Here is a 17,891-nt window from a genome sequence, read left to right as displayed (position 1 = left end):
CATATCAACCGTCCATCGATACGAGATGTAAAGTATCCTTAACACCAATAGCAATCAGATCAACAACTATGAGCATACTACTCGTACTCTTCTGGCTCATCATGACGGCTTTCTGGGCAGTCCGCATAGAAGACAAGACACTCAAACTTAACCAACCCTGGTTCATCGGCATCGGTGCCGTTGCTTCAGCGGCCGTCCTGTATATCACGACGCCGGCGCTGATCCCGCTTGAAATCGTGGCCTACCTCGGCATTTCTCTGGCGATGAGCGCCTTCGCCTCCTCATATCTCCATCACAACGAGAGGATGGGAGTCATCGGCGGTGTCGCCCTGACCGTGGCCCTCGTCGCGGTCCCGTTCATCACCTCGGGGGCATACATCATCGGAGCCCAGAGCCTCGCCGAGATCCCGCAGGTCGAGACGACCGACACCACCGTCGACCTCATCGACACCGACCACATCAGACTGACCTCGGCCAAAACCGCACTCTGGCGGGCCGACAAGGTCATCGGAAACCTCGGGTATAAAGTGGGCGTCTTCGAGCCCGACGTTCAGTTCCTCGATGGAGAACTGACCTGGCTGGTCCCCCTGGATTACAACTCAGTCGACAAGGCCCTCATCTATTCCGGCGAGGGCACCGACGGATACATCCTCGTCTCCGCCGAGGAGCCAAAGGCAGAACCCCGACTGGTCACCGGGATCCCGATGCACTACACCCCGAATGCCATCCTCGAAAACGATCTGACCAGGCATATCTGGGAGGATTATCCCACCTATATCATCCACGACCCGGTCTTCCAGATCGATGAGCGGGGCACGCCGAAGTGGGTCGCCCTCCTCTCGCAGCCAGGGCTGTATGGCATCATCGGCGAGACCCCGCAGGGCCTGGTCATCACCGACCCGGTCACCGGTACCAACGAGTTCTACGAGATCGGGAAACAACCCGCATGGGTCCAGCGGGTCTATGACGAGGATCTCACCGAGACGTACCTGGGCTGGTGGGGCACCTATTCGGACGGCTGGATCAATTCCTGGTGGGGACAGCGCAACCTGAAGTACCCGACCGGCAGCGTGTACATCGCGCACGGCGAAGCCGGGGCCAGCCTCTCTGCCGGCGATCCCGACGTCTATCTCGTGCAGGGCACCGACGGGAACCAGTACTGGTTCAGCGCGATCACCACGCCGGGCAAGGACTCCTCGATGGTCGGGTATGTCCTCGGCGACGTCCAGAACGGCACCTTCACCTTCTACAACGCGCCCGGCTACTACAACGACTTCGGGGCCGCGGCCAATGTCCAGCAGCACCAGAAGGTTGCGATGGCCAGCGGGCTTGAGGTCGTGCAACCGATCATGTACGTCATCGACGATCAGGAAGTATGGATCATCCCGGTCGTCTCCCAGACCGGCGAGGTGATGGAGATCGGGCTGGTCGTGGCGCACGGCGGCGAGACCTATATCGGGACCAGCCTCGACGATGTCCTCACGCAGTGGCGGGGCACCGGGATCACCGGGGGCGACGACGGCACCTCAGACAATGTAACTACCCTCCAGGAGATCGAGGAGATCAGAAAACTCCTCGACCAACTTGAGGCAAAGTTGAAGGCAGAGGCGACTCAGAAGAATACAATCTGAGAGATTCCTCTCCGAACCTATTTTTTTGAATTTTCGACTCTGTAGAATCAGGCATGAACCCCTGGCTCAAGCATACGGGATGAAAATTTCTCGTTGCAGTTCTCCTGAGTGCGAAGGGATACTTGATTCCTCTCCTCGCAACAGGGCACCAGAAGGATACTGTTCAACTGCCGCCCCTCGGTGCGAGACGGCGGTGAAGATACGGCGGTCGGGGCGGCACGTCTGATCGACGTGCCTTCCCCTTACGCTCTCACCGGGCGCAGAGCCCCCGGCGTGAGCATGGGGGAAAGCGGTTGAATCATACTCAAACCTAGAAGAAGTGAGATTTTCTACAGGGCCGAATTTTCAGATGCCCTTCCTGATCAGACAGCGGCAATCCCGAGCCGCCCCGGCAACTCACGGGCCCACGTCCTGATCGCATCCCAGTCGCGGGCGTCTTCGGTCTTTGCCTCGTCATATCTCATGAAAAGGCCGATGACCGGAGCGAAGGAAGGGTTCATCCTCCCGGCAAACATTCCCATCTCTCCTCTGATCTGAAGAGGGCCGGTGACCGGTTCCATTGCCTTCTCCACCTTCCGGCAGTTCTCGTCGGTCAGGTCCTTGCAACTCATCCCGACGGCAAAGGCCGCGGTCGGTCTCTCCTGCAGGGCGCCGGCGAAGCGGGCCACAAATTGCTTTGCCTCTTTGAGGATCTTTCCCATGTAGATGGGAGAACCGATGACGACTCCGTCATATCCGAAGACGGAGTCCACCGTACCGACTGATCTGGCCTCGGCGTCGATGCCTTGCTCCTTCAGCGTTTCGGCGATGGCGTCGGCGATCTCCCGCGTGGTCTCGTGTTTGGTCGCATAGGCGATGAGGATACGCGGCGACATGGGTGAAAAATAGACCGCAAGGGGTATAAGTGTTGATGGCAGAACCGGCCGGAGGGTATGGTCAGGCCCCTTTATCCCGCACATACTGCTCGATGGCTGAGATAAATTCTGGACCGTATTTTTTCAGTTTGAACTCTCCGACGCCAGTGATATTCCCAAAACTCTCCCTGTCGCAGGGACGGGCGCCGGCCATCTCTCTCAGGCTTCGGTCAGGGAATATGATGTAGGGGGGTACGCTGTCACGGTCTGCAATCGACTTGCGCAGCGTTTTTAGTCGGAGGAACAACTCCCTGTCTTCCGGATCCGTGGGTTCATTGCTCTGGGGCCTGGCACGCTTCTTTGCGCCAGCTTCAGGCGCCGGAAGCATCACCCGCACCTCTCCCCTCATGACCTCCGCACTCTTCTCTGTCAGGGCGATGACCGGATATCTCTCCCCGGTCCGTGCCAGATATCCCTGCCTGACCAGGTCGTTGATCCACGTTCTGTACTGCTTTTTGCTCTGCTCAGCGCCGGTATTATAGGCCGGGAGGAGGTCGAAACGGTTGTCCCGGATTTTTTCGTTCTTCGAGCCCCTCAGGACATCTGCAATGAGTTCGATCCCGAAATTCGTCGGCAACTGTTCCACGCACGCGATGATCGTTCGTGCGCATTCCGTGCCGTCGACCGTCTCCCCGGGATGGTCGCAGTTATCGCACAGACCGCAATTTTCCCCGCCATATTCCTCTCCAAAATAATTGAGAAGATATTTCCGCCTGCAGCCGGTTGTCTCGCAATAATCAAGCATCTCCTGCAGTTTGCGGACGGCGATTCGTATATGACCTTCGTTCGATCGGTCGTGTTCGAGCATGGAGCGGACTTTGCCGTACTCGCCGCGGCTGTAGAAGAGAACGCACTCGCTGGACTGGCCGTCCCGCCCCGCACGCCCGGTTTCCTGGTAATACGACTCGATGGTCTTGGGCAGGTCGTAGTGGATGACATAGCGGACGTCAGGTTTGTCTATGCCCATGCCGAAGGCGACGGTGGCACAGACGATCTGCACATTGTCGTGGATGAAATCGTCCTGGACCTTTTCTCGGATGGTCTTTGCGAGGCCCGCGTGATAGGCGAGCGCTTTGTACCCGTACTTCTGGAGTTCCCGTGAAAGATCTTCGGTCTCTTTCTTGCTGAAACAGTAGACGATCCCTGACTCGTTACTGTGCCTCCCGATGTAGGTGAGAAGCAGGGCCATCGGGTTCGTCTTTTGGACCACGCTATACCGGAGATTGGTGCGGTTGAAACTGCCGACGAACTCGCGGGCATCCGATAACCCGAGTTGTCGATGGATATCTTTCCTGACTTCTGGGACGGCGGTGGCCGTCAGTGCGACGACCGGGACGTTTGGAAAGTGTTTTTTCAGCCTGGACAATTGCCGGTATTCAGGCCTGAAGTTGTGCCCCCATTCTGAGATGCAATGCGCCTCGTCGACGGCGATGAGGTGGACCTGGAACCTGCCGAGGAATTTGAGGAAGTTGGGCTGCATACATTTTTCCGGGGAGATGAAGAGCAACCTGAGGGTGTTGTCTCTCAACTGTGCCTCGATCTCTTTGCGCTCGCAATATTCCAGCGAACTGTTGTAGGCGGCCGCAGGGATCCCCCTCAGGTTCAGGTCGTCGACCTGGTCCTTCATGAGCGAGATAAGGGGAGAGATGACGACGGTCAGGCCGCCGAGGTACAGGGCGGGCAACTGGTAGCAGAGCGACTTCCCGCCTCCCGTCGCCATGATCGCCACCGTGTCCCGTCCCTCCAGGACCGATGTTATGATCTCTTTCTGGTGGGGGAGAAAAGCGGTGTAGCCCCAGTATTTTTTCAGGAGTGCGTCGACGGTGTGCATGAGTTCTTCTTCATAGTGGGGGGAGGGGGGTGTTGAAGGTTGGGTCCGGGTGGTGAATGTGTGCTGTCCTCTCGGTTTGTCCATTTATGGGCTCTGTTGAATCGAGCATGAGGCAAGAGCACGCCTCAGGCATACCTCATGAAAAGTTTTTCATGGTAATCCAGGCATGAACCCCGGGCTCAAGCATACGCGATTGAATATTGTTCAAGAGATATTCTGATCGACGTGCCTTCCCCCATGAATCGCGCCGGGGGCGCTGCCCCCCGGAACCCCCGGAATTGCGATTGGGCCGGGAAGGCGGAGTGTGATCGTTCTGAGAGTGAACCCGTCCTCTGCCGATCCATCCATCACATGGGGGCAAGGGTGTGAGCAACCCCTCATGGTCACTCCAGAAGAGGAATTCAACAGAGCCCCATTTTTCTTCTTATGCCAGCGAAAATACCTGGTCAGAGATCTTTTCGCCTGTGTGGACGTGATGGATCTGGTGATGAAGGCATCGCATCCCTGGTCAGGGAGACCCTTCGATACCTTTTTCCAAACACGAACTATACTGCACTTCATGATCCGCTGGCTCGCCACCTCCACCCGTGAGAATGCAGACGTCGTGATAAAAAAGGAGATCTGGGGCGTCCCGAAGAGGGACGTCAGCCAGATCAACAGGATTAGACCTGGCGACACCCTGCTCCTCCATGTCGGGCACGAGGCGGTCGATAAAGACGTTACCCTGCCGCCTGCGATCATCGGGTGCTTCGAGATCGTCTCCGTTGTCTATGAGGACACCGATCCGATCTTCACCGCCCCAAGAAAACTCGGGGACGAGGTTTTTCCACTGCGGGTCAGACTGAAGACGATCACAATCTTCGACCCGCCCGTGGAGTTCACGCCCCTCATCCCTCGCCTGAAATTCATCACCGACAAAAAGCAGTGGTCAGACCGGATCAAGGGGCAGGCGATGCGAGCGATCACGGAAGAGGACCATGCACTCATCATGAAGATGGCAAAGAAACCGGGGGGTCGATTCCCCCCCGACGGTGAGGGGATGGATCAAAGAGCCCCCAACATCTGAGGCATGCTTCCGGCTCGTGCCTGATTCAACAGAGTTGGTAGAATGATTTCTCGTGTCATGTCAAACCCAAAATCTCTGGCCGGGTTTTCCTGATAACGCTCTTCACGGCGGGGGGCAACGGGCAAGACCGCCGCTTCGTTGCCGCCCCGCCCCTATCTTCGCCGTGGGGGGTCCGGGGGGTCTCCCCCAGGCGCGAGAGAGCAGGGTGAGTTTTCTTGTTCTTCTGTGGGGGCGGCCCGTCTGATCGACGTGCCTTCCTCCATGAATCGCGCCGGGGGCGCTGCCCCCGGAACCCCCGGAATTGCGATAGGGACAGGAAGGCAGCAGGGAGATCATGAAGAGAGTGGTCTCACCCCGGCGCTCTCTTCACGCAGGGGCGGGGGGGCGAGTGCCCCACACATAAAAATCAGTACAGAAAATTTCTGTCGTTCAATCGCATTCTCCTGGCAACCTTTTGTTCTTGACTCGCCACGAGAAGAGATCTGGAACCTGTTTCAAAAACGCCGGGAGGGAGATTTGAACTCCCGAGGTGCGGACACCAACGGCTTTCAAGGCCGTCGCCTTACCGGACTAGACTATCCCGGCTTGCCATACCCTATTGGCAGGCTGCGCATAAAAAAGATATGCGCCGAAAGGCGCTCACGCCCGCCTGGTGAAGAGGACGGCACCCAGCACCAGTGCTGCACAGACTGGCCAGAGCGGGAGGGGGCTCTGGGTCGTCGGTTCGGGGACGGCGTCGCCGAACTTCTCGGCGACCGAGAGATCGGCCGCGACCGAGCGGACGTTCTCGGCGGTGACGGTCACGGTGCCCTCGCCGGTGTAGAGCTGCGGGGTGACCTTCACATAGACGGTGCCCGCGTCGGCATCGAAGGTGACCGACTCAGGGGCCGAGGCACCCTGTTCGTTGACCACGGTCTTCGTGCCGTCGGTGTCGATGTACTCCATCACCCAGTCGGTACCTGAAGAAGTGGCGATGGTGATCTCACCGCCGCTGGTCTCGACGGCAAAGTAGGCCGGGGCGTCGCGGGAAGCCGGGGCTGCGGCCGAGTAGACCGCGCCCGCAGGCTGTCCGTCCGAGGGGACAGGTGTGGGGGTGCCGGTGACGATCCCGCCGGTCACCATAAAGTCGGTCTGCCAGAGATAACTGGAGTTGTCCATGACCTCGACCACATACCGGCCGCCGGAGGCGATCGGTACTTCCTCGGAGAAGACTCCCTGCGTGGTGGTGATCCAGGTGGGGCCATAGACTGTCTTCTTGCCCGAACCCGTGACGGTCAGGCGGACGCCGCCGTCGGCATAGTCTTTGATCTTTCCGGCGACATTGAGCGTGCCGTCGAACTCCTGGGTGGATGGAGAGGTGACGGTGAAGTCGTCGGCGCGGTTCACCACGTTGAAGATGGTGACTCTCTTCGAACTCCCGCCGAAGATATCTTCGCCCTTGGTTGCAACCTCGGTCGAGTAGGTTCCGCTCTTCAGGCCGTCGGTCTTGAAGTCGACAGTGAAGTTCCCGTCATCCTGGACGATCACCTGTTGCCGGTCGATCTCCGACTTGCTGCCGCCGATCTTATAGAGGACGACATTGAAGGTGTAACCAGGGTTCACGCCCGTGGTCGTGCCGGTGACCTCGAGGGTCTGACCTGCATTGACCGATTCAGGGGTCGCAATCTTTACAAATGCTGCTGATGCTGGCCCGGTCAGAAAGAGGAGACAGAGCAGACAGATCAGGGGGAGAACAACCCTTTTCATAGGTAAAAGATCAACGAATGAAGTGTTAATGGTATCTATGGAGTCGATCAAACCTCTGGCGACGTGGAAGGGAAAGGACCGATATGAGGGCTCGGTTCTCGATTCGCTCACCGTCATCTTCAAGAGCGGCGGATGCTCGTACCGCCGGTGTCTGATGTGCGGGTACCGGTTTGAGGGCTACTTTGGGGCATCTCAAGAGGAGATCCTCGCGCAGATGCGCGGGCAACTCGCCTGGGTGGAGGAGCACTTCGACCTCACGGCCGTGCAGATGGTGAAGATCTTCACCTCCGGGAGTTTCCTCGACCCGGTCGAGGTACCCCCGGCCTTCAGGGAGGACGTCTGCCGGGCCTTTGCCGGGAAAGTCGTCGTCGTCGAGACCCGCCCCGAGTACGTCGAGGAAGAGGGCACGGCGGCGATGGTAGCCGCCCTCGACACCGGAGATTTCGATACCCCTCTCCACATCGCTGTCGGACTGGAGACGACCGACGACGCGATCAGGGAAAAATCGATCAGGAAGGGCTTCACCTTCGACGACTTCATCGCCGCCTCGAAGCGGGCAGGTGCGGCCGGGGCCGGGGTGAAGGCTTACCTTCTCCTCAAGCCGATGTTCCTCACCGAGAAAGAAGCGGTCGAGGACATGAAAAAATCGATCCTGGAGGTGACCCCGTACTGCGGGATGATCTCGATGAATGCCTGCACCGTCCAGCGGGGCACCGAACTGGAACAGGCCTGGAAGGAACGCACCTACCGCCCGCCGTACCTCTGGTCCATCCTCGAAGTGCTCGCGGACATCTCCGGCGACGTCCCGGTCTTCTGCGATCCCGTCGGCGGGGGTGCGACGCGGGGACCGCACAACTGCGGGACCTGCGACCGCGACCTTGTCCAGGGGATCAACGACTTCGCCCTCACCGGCGACGTGGAACTGGTCCGCGCTCTCCTCGACGAGGTGGAGTGCGGATGCAAAAAAGAGTGGGAGTATGTCATGGGGCACGAACGCCCATGGTGCATGCCCCTTACTCGCTGACTTTTTCTGAGAGTTCTTCCAGTTTTCTCGCAAGCATCGGGAAGAAGGTGCCTGCGTCCGAAACGACCCCGATCGCCTGCGAGGTGCCGCGGTCCATCAGTTTGGTCACCGAGGCCGGGTTGATGTCCACGCAGATCGTCTTCACCTGCGAGGGCAGGCAGTTGCCGACTGCCACCGAGTGGAGGAGCGTCGAGACCATCAGCACCATCTTCGCCCCGCGGAGGTGCTCGCGCATCCGGTCCTGGGCCACCATCACGTCGGTGATGACGTCGGGCAGGGGTCCGTCGTCCCGGATCGATCCTGCAAGAACGAAGGGGACGTCACGCTTCACGCACTCATACATCACGCCGCCGGTGATGACGCCCTGCTCTACCGCGTCCTTGATCGAGCCCGCCCGCATCACCTCGGAGATGGCATAGATGTGGTGTTTGTGCCCGCCGGTGACGAGTTTCGCCGTCTTGATGTTCATCCCGAGGGAGGTGCCGAAGAGGTTGAACTCGATGTCGTGGGTGGCCAGGGCGTTGCCCGCGAAGAGGGTGTCGATGTAGCCCTCACGGATGATCTCGGCCAGTGCCGCACCGCCGCCGGCATGGATGATTGCAGGCCCGCCGACCAGGACAATCTTGCCGTTCTCGCGCTTGATGTCCAGGATCTCGCGGGCGATCTTCTCGATGAGCGTCTCTGAAGGGCGCTCGGACGAGACGGTCCCGTGCATGAACTCAAACCGGCCCCCTTCGCGCGGCCGCTGGGGGAACTCGACCTTGACCCCGTCGTCACCGACGACGACACAGTCTCCCTTCCTGAGTTTGGAGAGGGGAGTGCAGAAGGCCCGCTTCTCTTCGGGGTCGATGACCAGGAGACAGTCCATCTCCAGGTCTTCGACCGGGATCCACTCGCCCCTGAACTTGATCCAGGTCGGGTGGTTGGTCGTCGAGTAGAAGCCCTTGGGAACGATCCGGTCGCCTTCCACCGGGACAAGCCTGGCGTCGGTGGAGACCGGGAGGTGTGCCCCGAGCCTGAAGAGTTCGCTGAGGATCGCCTCGAGATGGCCCTCGTCCTGGGCGCTCACCCGTAGGCGTGCATAACTGGTGTCGGTCTTTTTCTTCCCGATATCGAAGACGAGGGTCTCAAAATCCCCGCCCATATCCATGACCCGGTCCATGACCATCGTCATGACGCCTGAATCGATGATATGCCCTTCCAGTTCTATCTCCCGGGAAGCTTGCATAGAGAGATTTCGACCGTGCAGGTTAATATGGTTTCTAAAGGATAAAATTCAGGATTCACGCCCGAACCTGTCGGATGCGCCCGCCGCTTCCGGACAGAGACGGCGCGCCGCACGGGCGAGATCCGCGCGCGTGTTGACGTTGAGCCCGAGGGCAGGGTCGTCGATAAGGAGGCGAGACTCCTTCTGCTCCTCCTCGATCCGGGCACCGAGAAGGACGTTCACCCCGGCCGGGCAGGCGGCGACCCCGTCGATATACTCCTGATACGAGGCCCGCAATGCCGACCCGGTGCAGTGTGCCGCCGGCACCCAGGTGGAGAGGGCAGGGGTGCCGGACTCCTGATAGGCCTCCTGCACTCTCGTCACCAGGTCGGGGGTGACGCAGGGGATATCCGAGACCGAGGTGATGATCGGCCCCTCCTCGCCGAGTTCGGTGACGGCCTCGACGATGTCCGCGACATACCCGCGGGCGCCTGCCGAGTAGAGAGAGATCCCATGGGCCCGGCACCAGTTTCTGGTGTAGGGGGTCTGCTGGGAGGCGACGACCACCGTCTCGCAACCGGCCAGGGTGAAGGCCTCGACGACGTACTCGATCATCGGTCGGCCGCAGATGGTCACCAGGGGTTTTTCGCCCATGTTGAGCCTGGAACCCTGGCCGCCGGCCAGAATCAGGGCAAGCATCCAGCGATGGCCTCCACAAGTCTCCTGTTCTCGTCCAGTCGCCGCACGGCCACCCGGATCGCATGGGGAAGGCCGAAGGATGTGCAGTCCCGCACCAGCACCCCCTGCTTCATCAGGGTCGCGGCCAGGTCGGAGGCCGGACACGGGACCGGAACCAGGAGGTAGTTGGCAGAGGATGGGTATGGGGCGAGGCCGAGAGCCCGGAGTTCGCGGGTAAGCCATGCCCGCTCCCCCCTGATCAGCCGCCTGGACTCGGCGAGATCGTCGGCGTGGCGGAGGGCACGTAGCGCGAAGGCCTCGGCCCAGGCGTTGACGGTCCAGGGGAGGCGACGGGCTTCGAGTTCGGCGATGAGGTCGGGGTCGCCGAGGCCGAAGCCGAACCGCAGGCCGGGTACGGCGAAGGACTTGGTGATCGACCTGGAGACAAAGAGCGCCCGGTGACGTACATCAGAGACACTCTCGGCCGGGTCGGCGAGTTCGATGAAGGCCTCATCGATAAAGAGTCGCTGGCCTTCGGGGAGGTTGTCGAGGAGGGCGAGCACTTCGTCGCGGCCGGTGAGCGTACCGTCCGGGTTGTTGGGATTGCAGAGAAATCTGACCGCGGCCCCCCGAGGATCGGTGGTGACCGCTCCCCCGGCGAGGCGCGCCGCCATCTCGTACTCTCCGAAGGTCGGCGGGATGATCGCGGCGCGCATGCCCGGGCCGAGGGTGGCAGCACAGAAAGTGCGGATCACCTCGACCGAGCCATTGCCCAGAGTGACCTCCTCTGGTGCCCTCCTGAAGTGTACGGCGATCGCTTCCTTCAACTCCTCATACCGGTCGTCGGGATAGGAGGTGATCGCCTCCTCATCAGGAGGGGTGAGAGAGACAGTAGGGGGGAAGGGATTGATACTCGCACTGAAATCAAGGAGATCTATCTCAGAATGCTTCTTATGCCACCGCACGGTCCCGCCGTGAATAATCTTGTCTGGTATCTGCGAGGTCATATCGACACGTATTCACGCAAATTTGGCATTCCATGCCATATAAGGATACTCATCGGCAAAAACGCAATTCAAAATCTTTTTATACTATCATAATGTTAATTCATTCAACTGGTGCAGCGATCAGACAGATAGCATCTTTCTGTCTGACAACTGGCATACGCTCGTCTGCCAATTGTCAGATTTCCCCCCGAGGATGAAGATGGAGCGGATCACGATCAGACTTCCAAAACAGCAGGTCGAAATGCTTCAAAGGCTTGTCGATAGCGGTGAGTTCCCAACGGTGTCCGAGGCGGTACGGCACGCGGTACGGGATCTTGTCGAGAAGCGTGGTGACCGGGCGTTGCGGGAGAGCGACCAGGTGTCAGTGAAGGTTTAGGAGGATTTTGATGCAGACGATCATCAATGAGGCACTGAAAAATGCCGAAATGGAACAAACAAGATATAATGGAGGAGTAATTGGTGATGAAGACGATTTCCTCGGCCAGCCCAGGATCGTCATCGTTGGCTGTGGCGGCGCGGGCAACAACACGATAAACCGGCTCTACCACATGCAGGTCAATGGGGCGGAGACCATTGCCGTCAACACCGACAAGCAGCACCTGGACATGATCCAGGCCGACAAGCGGGTGCTCATCGGCAAGTCTCTCACCAAGGGTCTGGGCGCAGGCGGGTTCCCTGACGTCGGCAAGCGGGCTGCGGAGATGGCGCGCCCGACCCTGGAGAAACTCCTTGAGACCGCGGACCTCTGTTTCATCACGGCCGGGATGGGCGGCGGCACCGGCACCGGTGTGGCCCCGGTCGTGGCCCAGATCGCAAAGGAGCAGGGTGCGATCGTCGTCGGGATGGTCAGTTACCCCTTCCAGGTGGAGAAGGCCAGGCTGCTGCGCGCCGAGGAAGGGCTCCAGCAACTCGCCGCCAGCGCCGACTCGGTCATTGTCCTCGACAACAACCGGCTCATCAACTATGTCCCCAACCTCCCCCTGGGCCAGGCCTTCTCGGTGATGGACCAGCTCATTGCCGAGACCGTGAAGGGCATCTCGGAGACGATCACCCAGCCCTCTCTGATCAATATCGACTATGCCGACGTACGGGCAATCATGAGCAAGGGCGGCGTCGCCTGCATGCTCGTCGGCGAGAGCAAGCAGCAGAACAAGGCCGAGAGCGTCGTCCACGAGTGTCTCTCCCACCCGCTCCTTGACATCGACTACCGGGGAGCCACCGGCAGCCTCATCCACATCACCGGCGGCAGCGACCTCACTCTCCAGGACGCCGAGGAGATCGCAAGTTCCCTCACCTATGAACTCGACCCCCATGCCGACGTCATCTGGGGTGCACGGGTGAACAACGACTATGAGGGCAAGGTCAGGGTCATGGCCATCATGACCGGGGTCAAGAGCGCCCAGATCCTCGGCGGCGCCCATGCGGGGCTCCAGGCCTCCCGCGAACCGGCTTCTCGTGCAAGGCATCAGGCGGCTCCGCAGCGGTCTTTCGCGCAGGACAAGACCAGCGGGCACCTGATCGACTTCCTCTGATCAGTATAACTCTACAACCCCCTTTTTTTCGGGACCGGCGATACCGGCTTTCATTCCCCTCGCCCCAAACGAAACGCTTAATACGAACAATGACGTTAATTATTAGAAATCCTGGTATATCCCACCGCGGATCGCCATGGTGCAATCGGCACACCGAAAAGTCGGATGCACCAGAGGGTATCGGAGTTGAACATCAATGTACAGCGTTGTGAGCACAGGATACGGAGGACTGTCTCTGTTCCGTATGGCATCTTTTGTTGTATCATTTCTTTTGTTTCACCTCACGTTCCTACGGGCACCGCCCGTGCATCAACAGACCCGGTGGCTCTATACAACTGGTACCGAGATTTGAGGATTGGTAAAGCATGTTGGATGAACTGATCGAAAAAAGAAAGAAATCTCTTTCCGAGTCTGAACAGCACAAAGATAGGCGGAACGAACTGAACGCCCTCGCCAGTTCCCATGCCAAAGAGAGGAATAAACTCAACGGCCAGACCCGTGAGTTCGTTGAGGAGGCCCAGAAGAACAAGGAGCTCCGTGACAAATACAACACCGAGGTCAAGGAGCTGAAGGTTCAGAGGAACGAGATCAACGCCCAGGCGAACGAGTACTTTGGCGAGATCGAGTCTTTCAAGAAGGAGCACTCCTCATTTCAGCGCAACTCAAGTGTCAAGGAGCTCCAGCGGCAGATCGAGTCGATGGAATTTCGGCAGCAGACCGAAGTCTTCACCACCGACAAGGAACGGGAACTGATCGACAAGATCAAGCAGATGAAGGCCTCCATCAAGGAGCAGGAAGACGAACTTGAGCAGAACAAGGATCTCAAGACCAAACTCCAGGCCGCCCGGGATCTGCGCAAGCAGGCCTCCGATATCCACGACAGGGTGACCGAGGTCGCCGAGCTTGCCCAGAACCACCACGATCAGATGGTCGATTTCTACCGCAAGGCCGACCAGTCCCGTGAGAATGCCGACGCCGAGCACAAGGCATTTGTCGAGGCACAGGAGGCAGCCGACGAGGAGCACCAGGCCTTCATCGCCTGTCAGAAGGAACTCCGTGACTATGACAAGGTCATCTCCGGTCTGCACAACAAGAAGAGGAAGACCAAGGTCACGAAGGAGCAGCGGCAGGTCCGCCAGGAAGCAGAGCGGATCTTCGATCTCTTCAAGGGCGGGGAGAAGCTCACCACCGAGGACATTCTTCTCCTGCAGCGTTCCAAACTTATTTAATACCCTTTTTTCTGTCCATTCGCAACCATTTATTACTTTGAAAACAACGTACCTTCTTAATGGCTGACGGCACGACACTCATTCTCTGCGTCGATCGGGACGACGACCTTGGGTTCAAGGCCAATGTCAAAAGCCCGGTGGTCGGGAGGGAGGCATGTCTGAAGGCTGCGGAAGCGCTGGGCCTCGCAGACCCCGAAGACTCTGATGTCAATGCCATTTTCCAGGCGGTCAAGACGTACGACGCCCTTGTCGAGAAGGGCGAAGAGGTCGAGGTCGCCCTCCTTGCCGGCGACCATATGCATATGCTCGAGGGTGACCGTAAGATCGCCGCGGACCTCATGGGGGTTGTCGACTCGACCGGTGCGGAGTCCTGCATTCTGATCTCCGATGGTGCGGAGGATGAGTACGTCCTCCCGGTTGTCCAGTCGAGAATGGTGGTGAGCGGGGTGCAGCGGGTGATCGTCACCCAGATGCCGAACCTCGAAGGGACCTACTATATCATCAAAAAACTCCTCGACGACCCCAAGGTCGCCAGGATGGTTCTCATACCCCTGGGCCTTGCGATGCTCATCTATGCGACGGCGTACCTGATCGGGTACCCCGAAGGGGCGACGATCATCGTGGTCGGGGCCCTCGGGTTGTATCTGCTCTTCAAAGGGTTGGGGATGGACGAGTTCTTCAGTTACAGCATCAACTCGCTCCAGACCGCACTGCACCGGGGACGGATCACGTTTGTCTCCTATATCGCAGCGATTTTATTTGTGATCGTCGGGATCATCATCGGCCTCAACAGCCTCCTCGCGTACTACACTGAGGAGGGCCTCCTCCTTCACATCCTGACCTTCGCCTTCGGGGCGATCGGGTGGTTCACCGTGGCCGGACTCACCGCCTCGATCGGCAAGATCATCGATGTCTATCTCCATGAGATTGTCGACCTCGGCAAGGTGATCGTCCTCCCCTTCTTCATCGGGGCGATCGGGATCATCGTCTATGGGATCAGCATATACATGCTCTCGATCTCGATGATCAAGGATTTCCCGTTCGAGGAGATCGCAGGGGTGGAGTGGGCGGTCTACTCGATGGTCGCCGGGCTTTTCCTCGCTTTTGTCGGGGTGTACATCCAGTCGTTGATCAACCGCTGGATCGAGAAAAAAGGGAGTCAACTACCCCACCCTGAAGGACGGAGTTTGTAATTAGGCTCCGCTACTTCGGCTGGTTGACAGATGGCCTTCTCGGGCACGATATGTCTGTCTGAGCGATGGCTCGAGCAGCAGTGGGATCGGTATGGAGTTGAAACTCACACTCCCGGTACCCAATGTCCTCGCAAGTCTCCCTGTACGTATGCTCACACGCCGGGCACTTCTGTGGAGTGTGGGTATCGATCGGGAGGATCGGTTTTTCAGGTTTTGTAGAATTGGGCATGAACTCCAGGTTCACGCATACGTGGTTGAAACCCCCGGCGCGAGACGGCGAGAAAGATCCTGCGATGAGGGCGGCACATCTGATCATCACGCCTTCCCAAACCCGGTGCCGGGGGCACTACCCCCGGAGCGAGCGCGGGGGAAGGCCCGTCGATCAGAAGATCCCCTCAGAACAATGTTCATACAGTACGCCTGAGACGTGCTTTCGCTTCATGAGCGATTCAACAGAGCCGGGAAAAATGTATTGAAGGTGAAAGGGCAATCTCTCCCTGGCCTGTTAGCCGGGGCCTCTGTACCTAATTAAAACGAATCTGAGAAACCGGGACTTACGTCCTGAAGTATCCTATGCTTGCCGGCAGACGGGTGGTGTTGTAATAGACCCGCTGTTCCTGTGGCGACTTCACGGTGAGCTGGGGGACTGATACCAGGAAATCGTGTTCATAGAAGCGGAATGTGCCGTCATCAAAACTCCTGGCCACTCCATTGACCGCGAGGACCGCGTGGTCCATTCCAATCTCTTCTATAGTGGCGTTCTGGAAGTTTGCCGCCTCGGTAATCTTGGTGCGCAGGTCGCTCATCCCGAGAAAATGGACAAGAACTTGAACACCATCGTCGACGGCATATGTGACGTTCACGGTTGCATCCTCGTTGACCAGATCGATCTCGACGCTCTGGACTGTGATATAGCCATATCGATATTCAGATGCATTTTCCGTAGCCGTTGCGGGCACCGCAAACGCCGCGAGGCACAGGAAGATCATAAGACCATACGCCAGTCGTCTCATTCAGAATAGATCTCTTACGAGAGATCATATAGCCTTTCTGGTCGGGGAAAAAAAGAGGTATGTCCCTGTTAGAGGTTTTGGGACAGAATAATCTCGATACTCGACACGTTCGTCTTTCCTGTGTCAGTATCGATCATCTCAGTCGAGGTGAGGATCTCCTTTTTTGCGACCCCATCCAGAAAACGGTTGATGGCAATCTCCGCCGTGTCGACAGCCCTTGAAATAGCCTTGCCCCTTGCTTTTATAGCCACTTCATCTGCACCATTGTTGAACTGGGTAACGACTGCGAGCACGTAGTTCATCACCGGTTTGTTCCCGACGAATACTGTGTTGTCTTTCAACATAGTCCACCTCTGCTGATGGTCAATCAGAGATACTTCTCCTTATAAATTAACTCGGCATTCAGGACCGATGCCCCGGCCGCACCGCGGATGGTGTTGTGGCCGAGTGCAGCGAATCTCGGCCCCTCCCGCAGTCTTCCAACCGATACTGTCATGCCATTGCCGCGGTTCCGGTCGAGCCTCGGCTGTGGACGGTCGGGCTGCTTCAGGTACTCAACAGACTTTGCGGGCTGCGTCGGCAGGCCGGAGAACGGTGCTACGTACTCCTCGAACGCCCGCCTGATCTCATCGAGGGGTCGGTCCATGTCAAGCCATACCGAGAGAGTATGGCCATCGATAACCGGCACCCGGTTACAGCATGCGCTCACCGAGAAGGAAGCCGGTTCGACCGCAGCACCATCAAATGTTCCCATGATCTTCCTTGGTTCGGTCTCCATCTTCTCCTCTTCATTCTTGATGAAGGGGACCACATTGTCGAAGATCTCCATGCCGGCGATACCCTGAAAGCCAGCGCCCGAGATCGCTTGCATCGTCGCCACCTGGACGCCAGAGAAGCCGAGCGACCATAGAGGTGCAAGAGCGAGAGTAAGCATAATCGTCGAGCAGTTCGGGTTGGTGACGATGAAACCGTCCCGTCCCCGGTCATGCTGCACCTCGATGAGGCCGAGATGATCGGCATTGACCTCGGGGATGACGAGCGGGACATCAGGGTCCATCCGATGTGAACTGGCGTTGGAACAGACACCAACGCCGGCGGCAGCCACCTCGACCTCGACTTTCCCTGCGATATCTGCAGGCAGCGCCGAGAAGACGATGTCGCAGTCCCTGACCGCCTCGGCGGTGGTGGGGCTGACAACAACCTCTCCCGCGTTTTCAGGGAACGGCACATCAAGGCGCCAGTTGACCGCTTCACGATACTTCTTGCCAGCACTGCGCTCCGAAGCCGTCAGCACCCCGAGGTCGAACCAGGGGTGATCGGCCAGGAGTTGTACAAACCTCTGACCGACGGCACCGGTTGCGCCGAGAACTCCTACCGTAATCATGGATGACTCTACCTATATGCGAAGGTTTATTAAAATGTTCCTTTTGCAGAGCATTCTCCATTTTTTCTCTATCAGTGACGTTAAAGGGGGCGATAGATTCGATTTGGTGAAGAACGCAACGAAATAGATAAATGTGCCTTTCGATCCACGGGTGACAGGAGGCAGGGGGCCAGGCGTGCACGGCGGATCGGCAGAAGAGATCCGAAAGAAAAAAGGTGAAAAGATTATTCCATCTGGATGGCTTCTGCCGGACAGACGTCGACACAGGTTCCGCAGTCGGTACACAGGTCCTTGTCGACGACCGCAATACCGTCTTCCATAGTGATGGCCTCTGCCGGGCACTCATCGACGCACGTTTCACATCCAACACACAGATCAGAGTCAACAACTGCAACCATACTAATACTCCGTTCTATATCTTCACAAAAAACAGAGA

General features: G+C 58.4%; 17 protein-coding genes and 1 tRNA gene. 7 read left to right on the top strand and 11 right to left on the bottom strand.

Annotated elements, in window-relative coordinates:
- Positions 1-68: 68 nt before the first annotated feature.
- Positions 69-1,631 carry a hypothetical protein gene (locus RJ40_RS02685; RefSeq protein WP_265581814.1) on the top strand — a complete coding sequence of 521 codons (1,563 nt, stop codon included), beginning with the start codon at positions 69-71 and terminating at the stop codon, positions 1,629-1,631.
- Between the two features lie 362 nt (positions 1,632-1,993).
- On the opposite strand, the gene RJ40_RS02680 is transcribed toward RJ40_RS02685, so the two are convergent.
- Together RJ40_RS02680 and recQ are read right to left on the bottom strand one after the other, a co-directional pair.
- The gene (locus tag RJ40_RS02680) at positions 1,994-2,506 is read right to left on the bottom strand and encodes a flavodoxin domain-containing protein (RefSeq protein ID WP_265581813.1); all 513 of its coding nucleotides are present in this window, start codon (positions 2,504-2,506) and stop codon (positions 1,994-1,996) included.
- 61 nt (positions 2,507-2,567) lie between these two features.
- On the bottom strand, positions 2,568-4,376 hold the full coding sequence (gene recQ, locus RJ40_RS02675; RefSeq protein WP_265581812.1) for a DNA helicase RecQ: 1,809 nt from the start codon (positions 4,374-4,376) through the stop codon (positions 2,568-2,570).
- Between the two features lie 559 nt (positions 4,377-4,935).
- Here recQ and RJ40_RS02670 point away from each other — a divergent pair.
- The gene (locus tag RJ40_RS02670) at positions 4,936-5,442 is read left to right on the top strand and encodes an EVE domain-containing protein (protein WP_265581811.1); all 507 of its coding nucleotides are present in this window, start codon (positions 4,936-4,938) and stop codon (positions 5,440-5,442) included.
- Positions 5,443-5,943: 501 nt separating this feature from the next.
- Here RJ40_RS02670 and RJ40_RS02665 read toward each other — a convergent pair.
- Both RJ40_RS02665 and RJ40_RS02660 read right to left on the bottom strand, forming a co-directional pair.
- Positions 5,944-6,027: transfer RNA gene (locus RJ40_RS02665), tRNA-Ser, on the bottom strand.
- A gap of 54 nt (positions 6,028-6,081) precedes the next feature.
- Entirely contained in the window at positions 6,082-7,188 is a 1,107-nt protein-coding gene (locus RJ40_RS02660) for a hypothetical protein (RefSeq protein WP_265581810.1), read from the bottom strand.
- A 37-nt stretch (positions 7,189-7,225) separates the two neighbouring features.
- On the opposite strand from RJ40_RS02660, the gene RJ40_RS02655 reads away from it, so the two are divergent.
- A complete protein-coding gene (locus RJ40_RS02655; RefSeq protein ID WP_322743887.1) occupies positions 7,226-8,212 on the top strand; it encodes an archaeosine biosynthesis radical SAM protein RaSEA in 987 nt (328 codons plus the stop codon).
- Here RJ40_RS02655 and RJ40_RS02650 read toward each other — a convergent pair.
- Genes RJ40_RS02650 through RJ40_RS02640 form a run of 3 tightly spaced genes read right to left on the bottom strand, consistent with a single transcriptional unit; the run spans position 8,202 to position 11,104 of the window.
- Positions 8,202-9,440 (bottom strand): ornithine cyclodeaminase, encoded by a 1,239-nt coding sequence (locus RJ40_RS02650; protein ID WP_265581808.1) that lies wholly within the window; start codon positions 9,438-9,440, stop codon positions 8,202-8,204. The genes RJ40_RS02655 and RJ40_RS02650 overlap by 11 nt on opposite strands.
- 48 nt (positions 9,441-9,488) lie before the next feature.
- Complete coding sequence (locus tag RJ40_RS02645) at positions 9,489-10,118, bottom strand: NTP transferase domain-containing protein (protein ID WP_265581807.1); 630 nt, start codon at positions 10,116-10,118, stop codon at positions 9,489-9,491.
- Positions 10,106-11,104 (bottom strand): pyridoxal phosphate-dependent aminotransferase, encoded by a 999-nt coding sequence (locus RJ40_RS02640; protein WP_265581806.1) that lies wholly within the window; start codon positions 11,102-11,104, stop codon positions 10,106-10,108. The genes RJ40_RS02645 and RJ40_RS02640 overlap by 13 nt, the downstream gene beginning before the upstream one ends.
- A gap of 199 nt (positions 11,105-11,303) precedes the next feature.
- Here RJ40_RS02640 and RJ40_RS02635 point away from each other — a divergent pair, with 199 nt between their 5' ends.
- The 4 genes from RJ40_RS02635 (at position 11,304) to RJ40_RS02620 (ending at position 15,058) form a co-directional block, all read left to right on the top strand.
- Positions 11,304-11,480, top strand: a complete 177-nt coding sequence (locus RJ40_RS02635; RefSeq protein WP_220682126.1) for a ribbon-helix-helix domain-containing protein — start codon at positions 11,304-11,306, stop codon at positions 11,478-11,480.
- A 10-nt stretch (positions 11,481-11,490) separates the two neighbouring features.
- Positions 11,491-12,636, top strand: a complete 1,146-nt coding sequence (ftsZ, locus tag RJ40_RS02630; RefSeq protein WP_265581805.1) for a cell division protein FtsZ — start codon at positions 11,491-11,493, stop codon at positions 12,634-12,636.
- Positions 12,637-13,001: 365 nt separating this feature from the next.
- Entirely contained in the window at positions 13,002-13,865 is an 864-nt protein-coding gene (locus tag RJ40_RS02625) for a coiled-coil protein (protein WP_265581804.1), read from the top strand.
- Positions 13,866-13,924: 59 nt separating this feature from the next.
- Positions 13,925-15,058 (top strand): DUF373 family protein, encoded by a 1,134-nt coding sequence (locus tag RJ40_RS02620; RefSeq protein WP_265581803.1) that lies wholly within the window; start codon positions 13,925-13,927, stop codon positions 15,056-15,058.
- A 554-nt stretch (positions 15,059-15,612) separates the two neighbouring features.
- Here RJ40_RS02620 and RJ40_RS02615 read toward each other — a convergent pair.
- From RJ40_RS02615 to RJ40_RS02600, 4 genes are all read right to left on the bottom strand, one after another.
- Positions 15,613-16,047 (bottom strand): hypothetical protein, encoded by a 435-nt coding sequence (locus RJ40_RS02615; RefSeq protein ID WP_265581802.1) that lies wholly within the window; start codon positions 16,045-16,047, stop codon positions 15,613-15,615.
- 92 nt (positions 16,048-16,139) lie between these two features.
- Positions 16,140-16,415: a DNA-binding protein Alba gene (gene albA, locus RJ40_RS02610; protein WP_265581801.1), complete on the bottom strand. Its 276-nt coding sequence runs from the start codon at positions 16,413-16,415 to the stop codon at positions 16,140-16,142.
- Between the two features lie 23 nt (positions 16,416-16,438).
- The gene (asd, locus tag RJ40_RS02605) at positions 16,439-17,455 is read right to left on the bottom strand and encodes an aspartate-semialdehyde dehydrogenase (protein ID WP_265581800.1); all 1,017 of its coding nucleotides are present in this window, start codon (positions 17,453-17,455) and stop codon (positions 16,439-16,441) included.
- A 224-nt stretch (positions 17,456-17,679) separates the two neighbouring features.
- The gene (locus RJ40_RS02600; RefSeq protein ID WP_265581799.1) at positions 17,680-17,853 is read right to left on the bottom strand and encodes a 4Fe-4S binding protein; all 174 of its coding nucleotides are present in this window, start codon (positions 17,851-17,853) and stop codon (positions 17,680-17,682) included.
- Positions 17,854-17,891 lie beyond the last annotated feature (38 nt).

It is taken from the genome of Methanofollis aquaemaris, from assembly GCF_017357525.1.
Taxonomy (GTDB): Archaea; Halobacteriota; Methanomicrobia; order Methanomicrobiales; family Methanofollaceae; genus Methanofollis; species Methanofollis aquaemaris.
Note: the sequence above shows the minus strand (reverse complement) of the source record. Positions and strands in the feature narration are given on the sequence as shown.

Coding starts and splice junctions, on each gene's coding strand:
- RJ40_RS02620 (WP_265581803.1), top strand. CDS start 13,925: ATGGCTGACGGCACGACACTCATTCTCTGCGTCGATCGGGACGACGAC.
- albA (WP_265581801.1), bottom strand. CDS start 16,415: ATGTTGAAAGACAACACAGTATTCGTCGGGAACAAACCGGTGATGAAC.
- RJ40_RS02670 (WP_265581811.1), top strand. CDS start 4,936: ATGATCCGCTGGCTCGCCACCTCCACCCGTGAGAATGCAGACGTCGTG.
- RJ40_RS02680 (WP_265581813.1), bottom strand. CDS start 2,506: ATGTCGCCGCGTATCCTCATCGCCTATGCGACCAAACACGAGACCACG.
- RJ40_RS02685 (WP_265581814.1), top strand. CDS start 69: ATGAGCATACTACTCGTACTCTTCTGGCTCATCATGACGGCTTTCTGG.
- RJ40_RS02625 (WP_265581804.1), top strand. CDS start 13,002: ATGTTGGATGAACTGATCGAAAAAAGAAAGAAATCTCTTTCCGAGTCT.
- RJ40_RS02640 (WP_265581806.1), bottom strand. CDS start 11,104: ATGACCTCGCAGATACCAGACAAGATTATTCACGGCGGGACCGTGCGG.
- RJ40_RS02660 (WP_265581810.1), bottom strand. CDS start 7,188: ATGAAAAGGGTTGTTCTCCCCCTGATCTGTCTGCTCTGTCTCCTCTTT.
- recQ (WP_265581812.1), bottom strand. CDS start 4,376: ATGCACACCGTCGACGCACTCCTGAAAAAATACTGGGGCTACACCGCT.
- RJ40_RS02645 (WP_265581807.1), bottom strand. CDS start 10,118: ATGCTTGCCCTGATTCTGGCCGGCGGCCAGGGTTCCAGGCTCAACATG.
- RJ40_RS02635 (WP_220682126.1), top strand. CDS start 11,304: ATGGAGCGGATCACGATCAGACTTCCAAAACAGCAGGTCGAAATGCTT.
- ftsZ (WP_265581805.1), top strand. CDS start 11,491: ATGCAGACGATCATCAATGAGGCACTGAAAAATGCCGAAATGGAACAA.
- RJ40_RS02655 (WP_322743887.1), top strand. CDS start 7,226: ATGGAGTCGATCAAACCTCTGGCGACGTGGAAGGGAAAGGACCGATAT.
- RJ40_RS02650 (WP_265581808.1), bottom strand. CDS start 9,440: ATGCAAGCTTCCCGGGAGATAGAACTGGAAGGGCATATCATCGATTCA.
- RJ40_RS02615 (WP_265581802.1), bottom strand. CDS start 16,047: ATGATCTTCCTGTGCCTCGCGGCGTTTGCGGTGCCCGCAACGGCTACG.
- asd (WP_265581800.1), bottom strand. CDS start 17,455: ATGATTACGGTAGGAGTTCTCGGCGCAACCGGTGCCGTCGGTCAGAGG.
- RJ40_RS02600 (WP_265581799.1), bottom strand. CDS start 17,853: ATGGTTGCAGTTGTTGACTCTGATCTGTGTGTTGGATGTGAAACGTGC.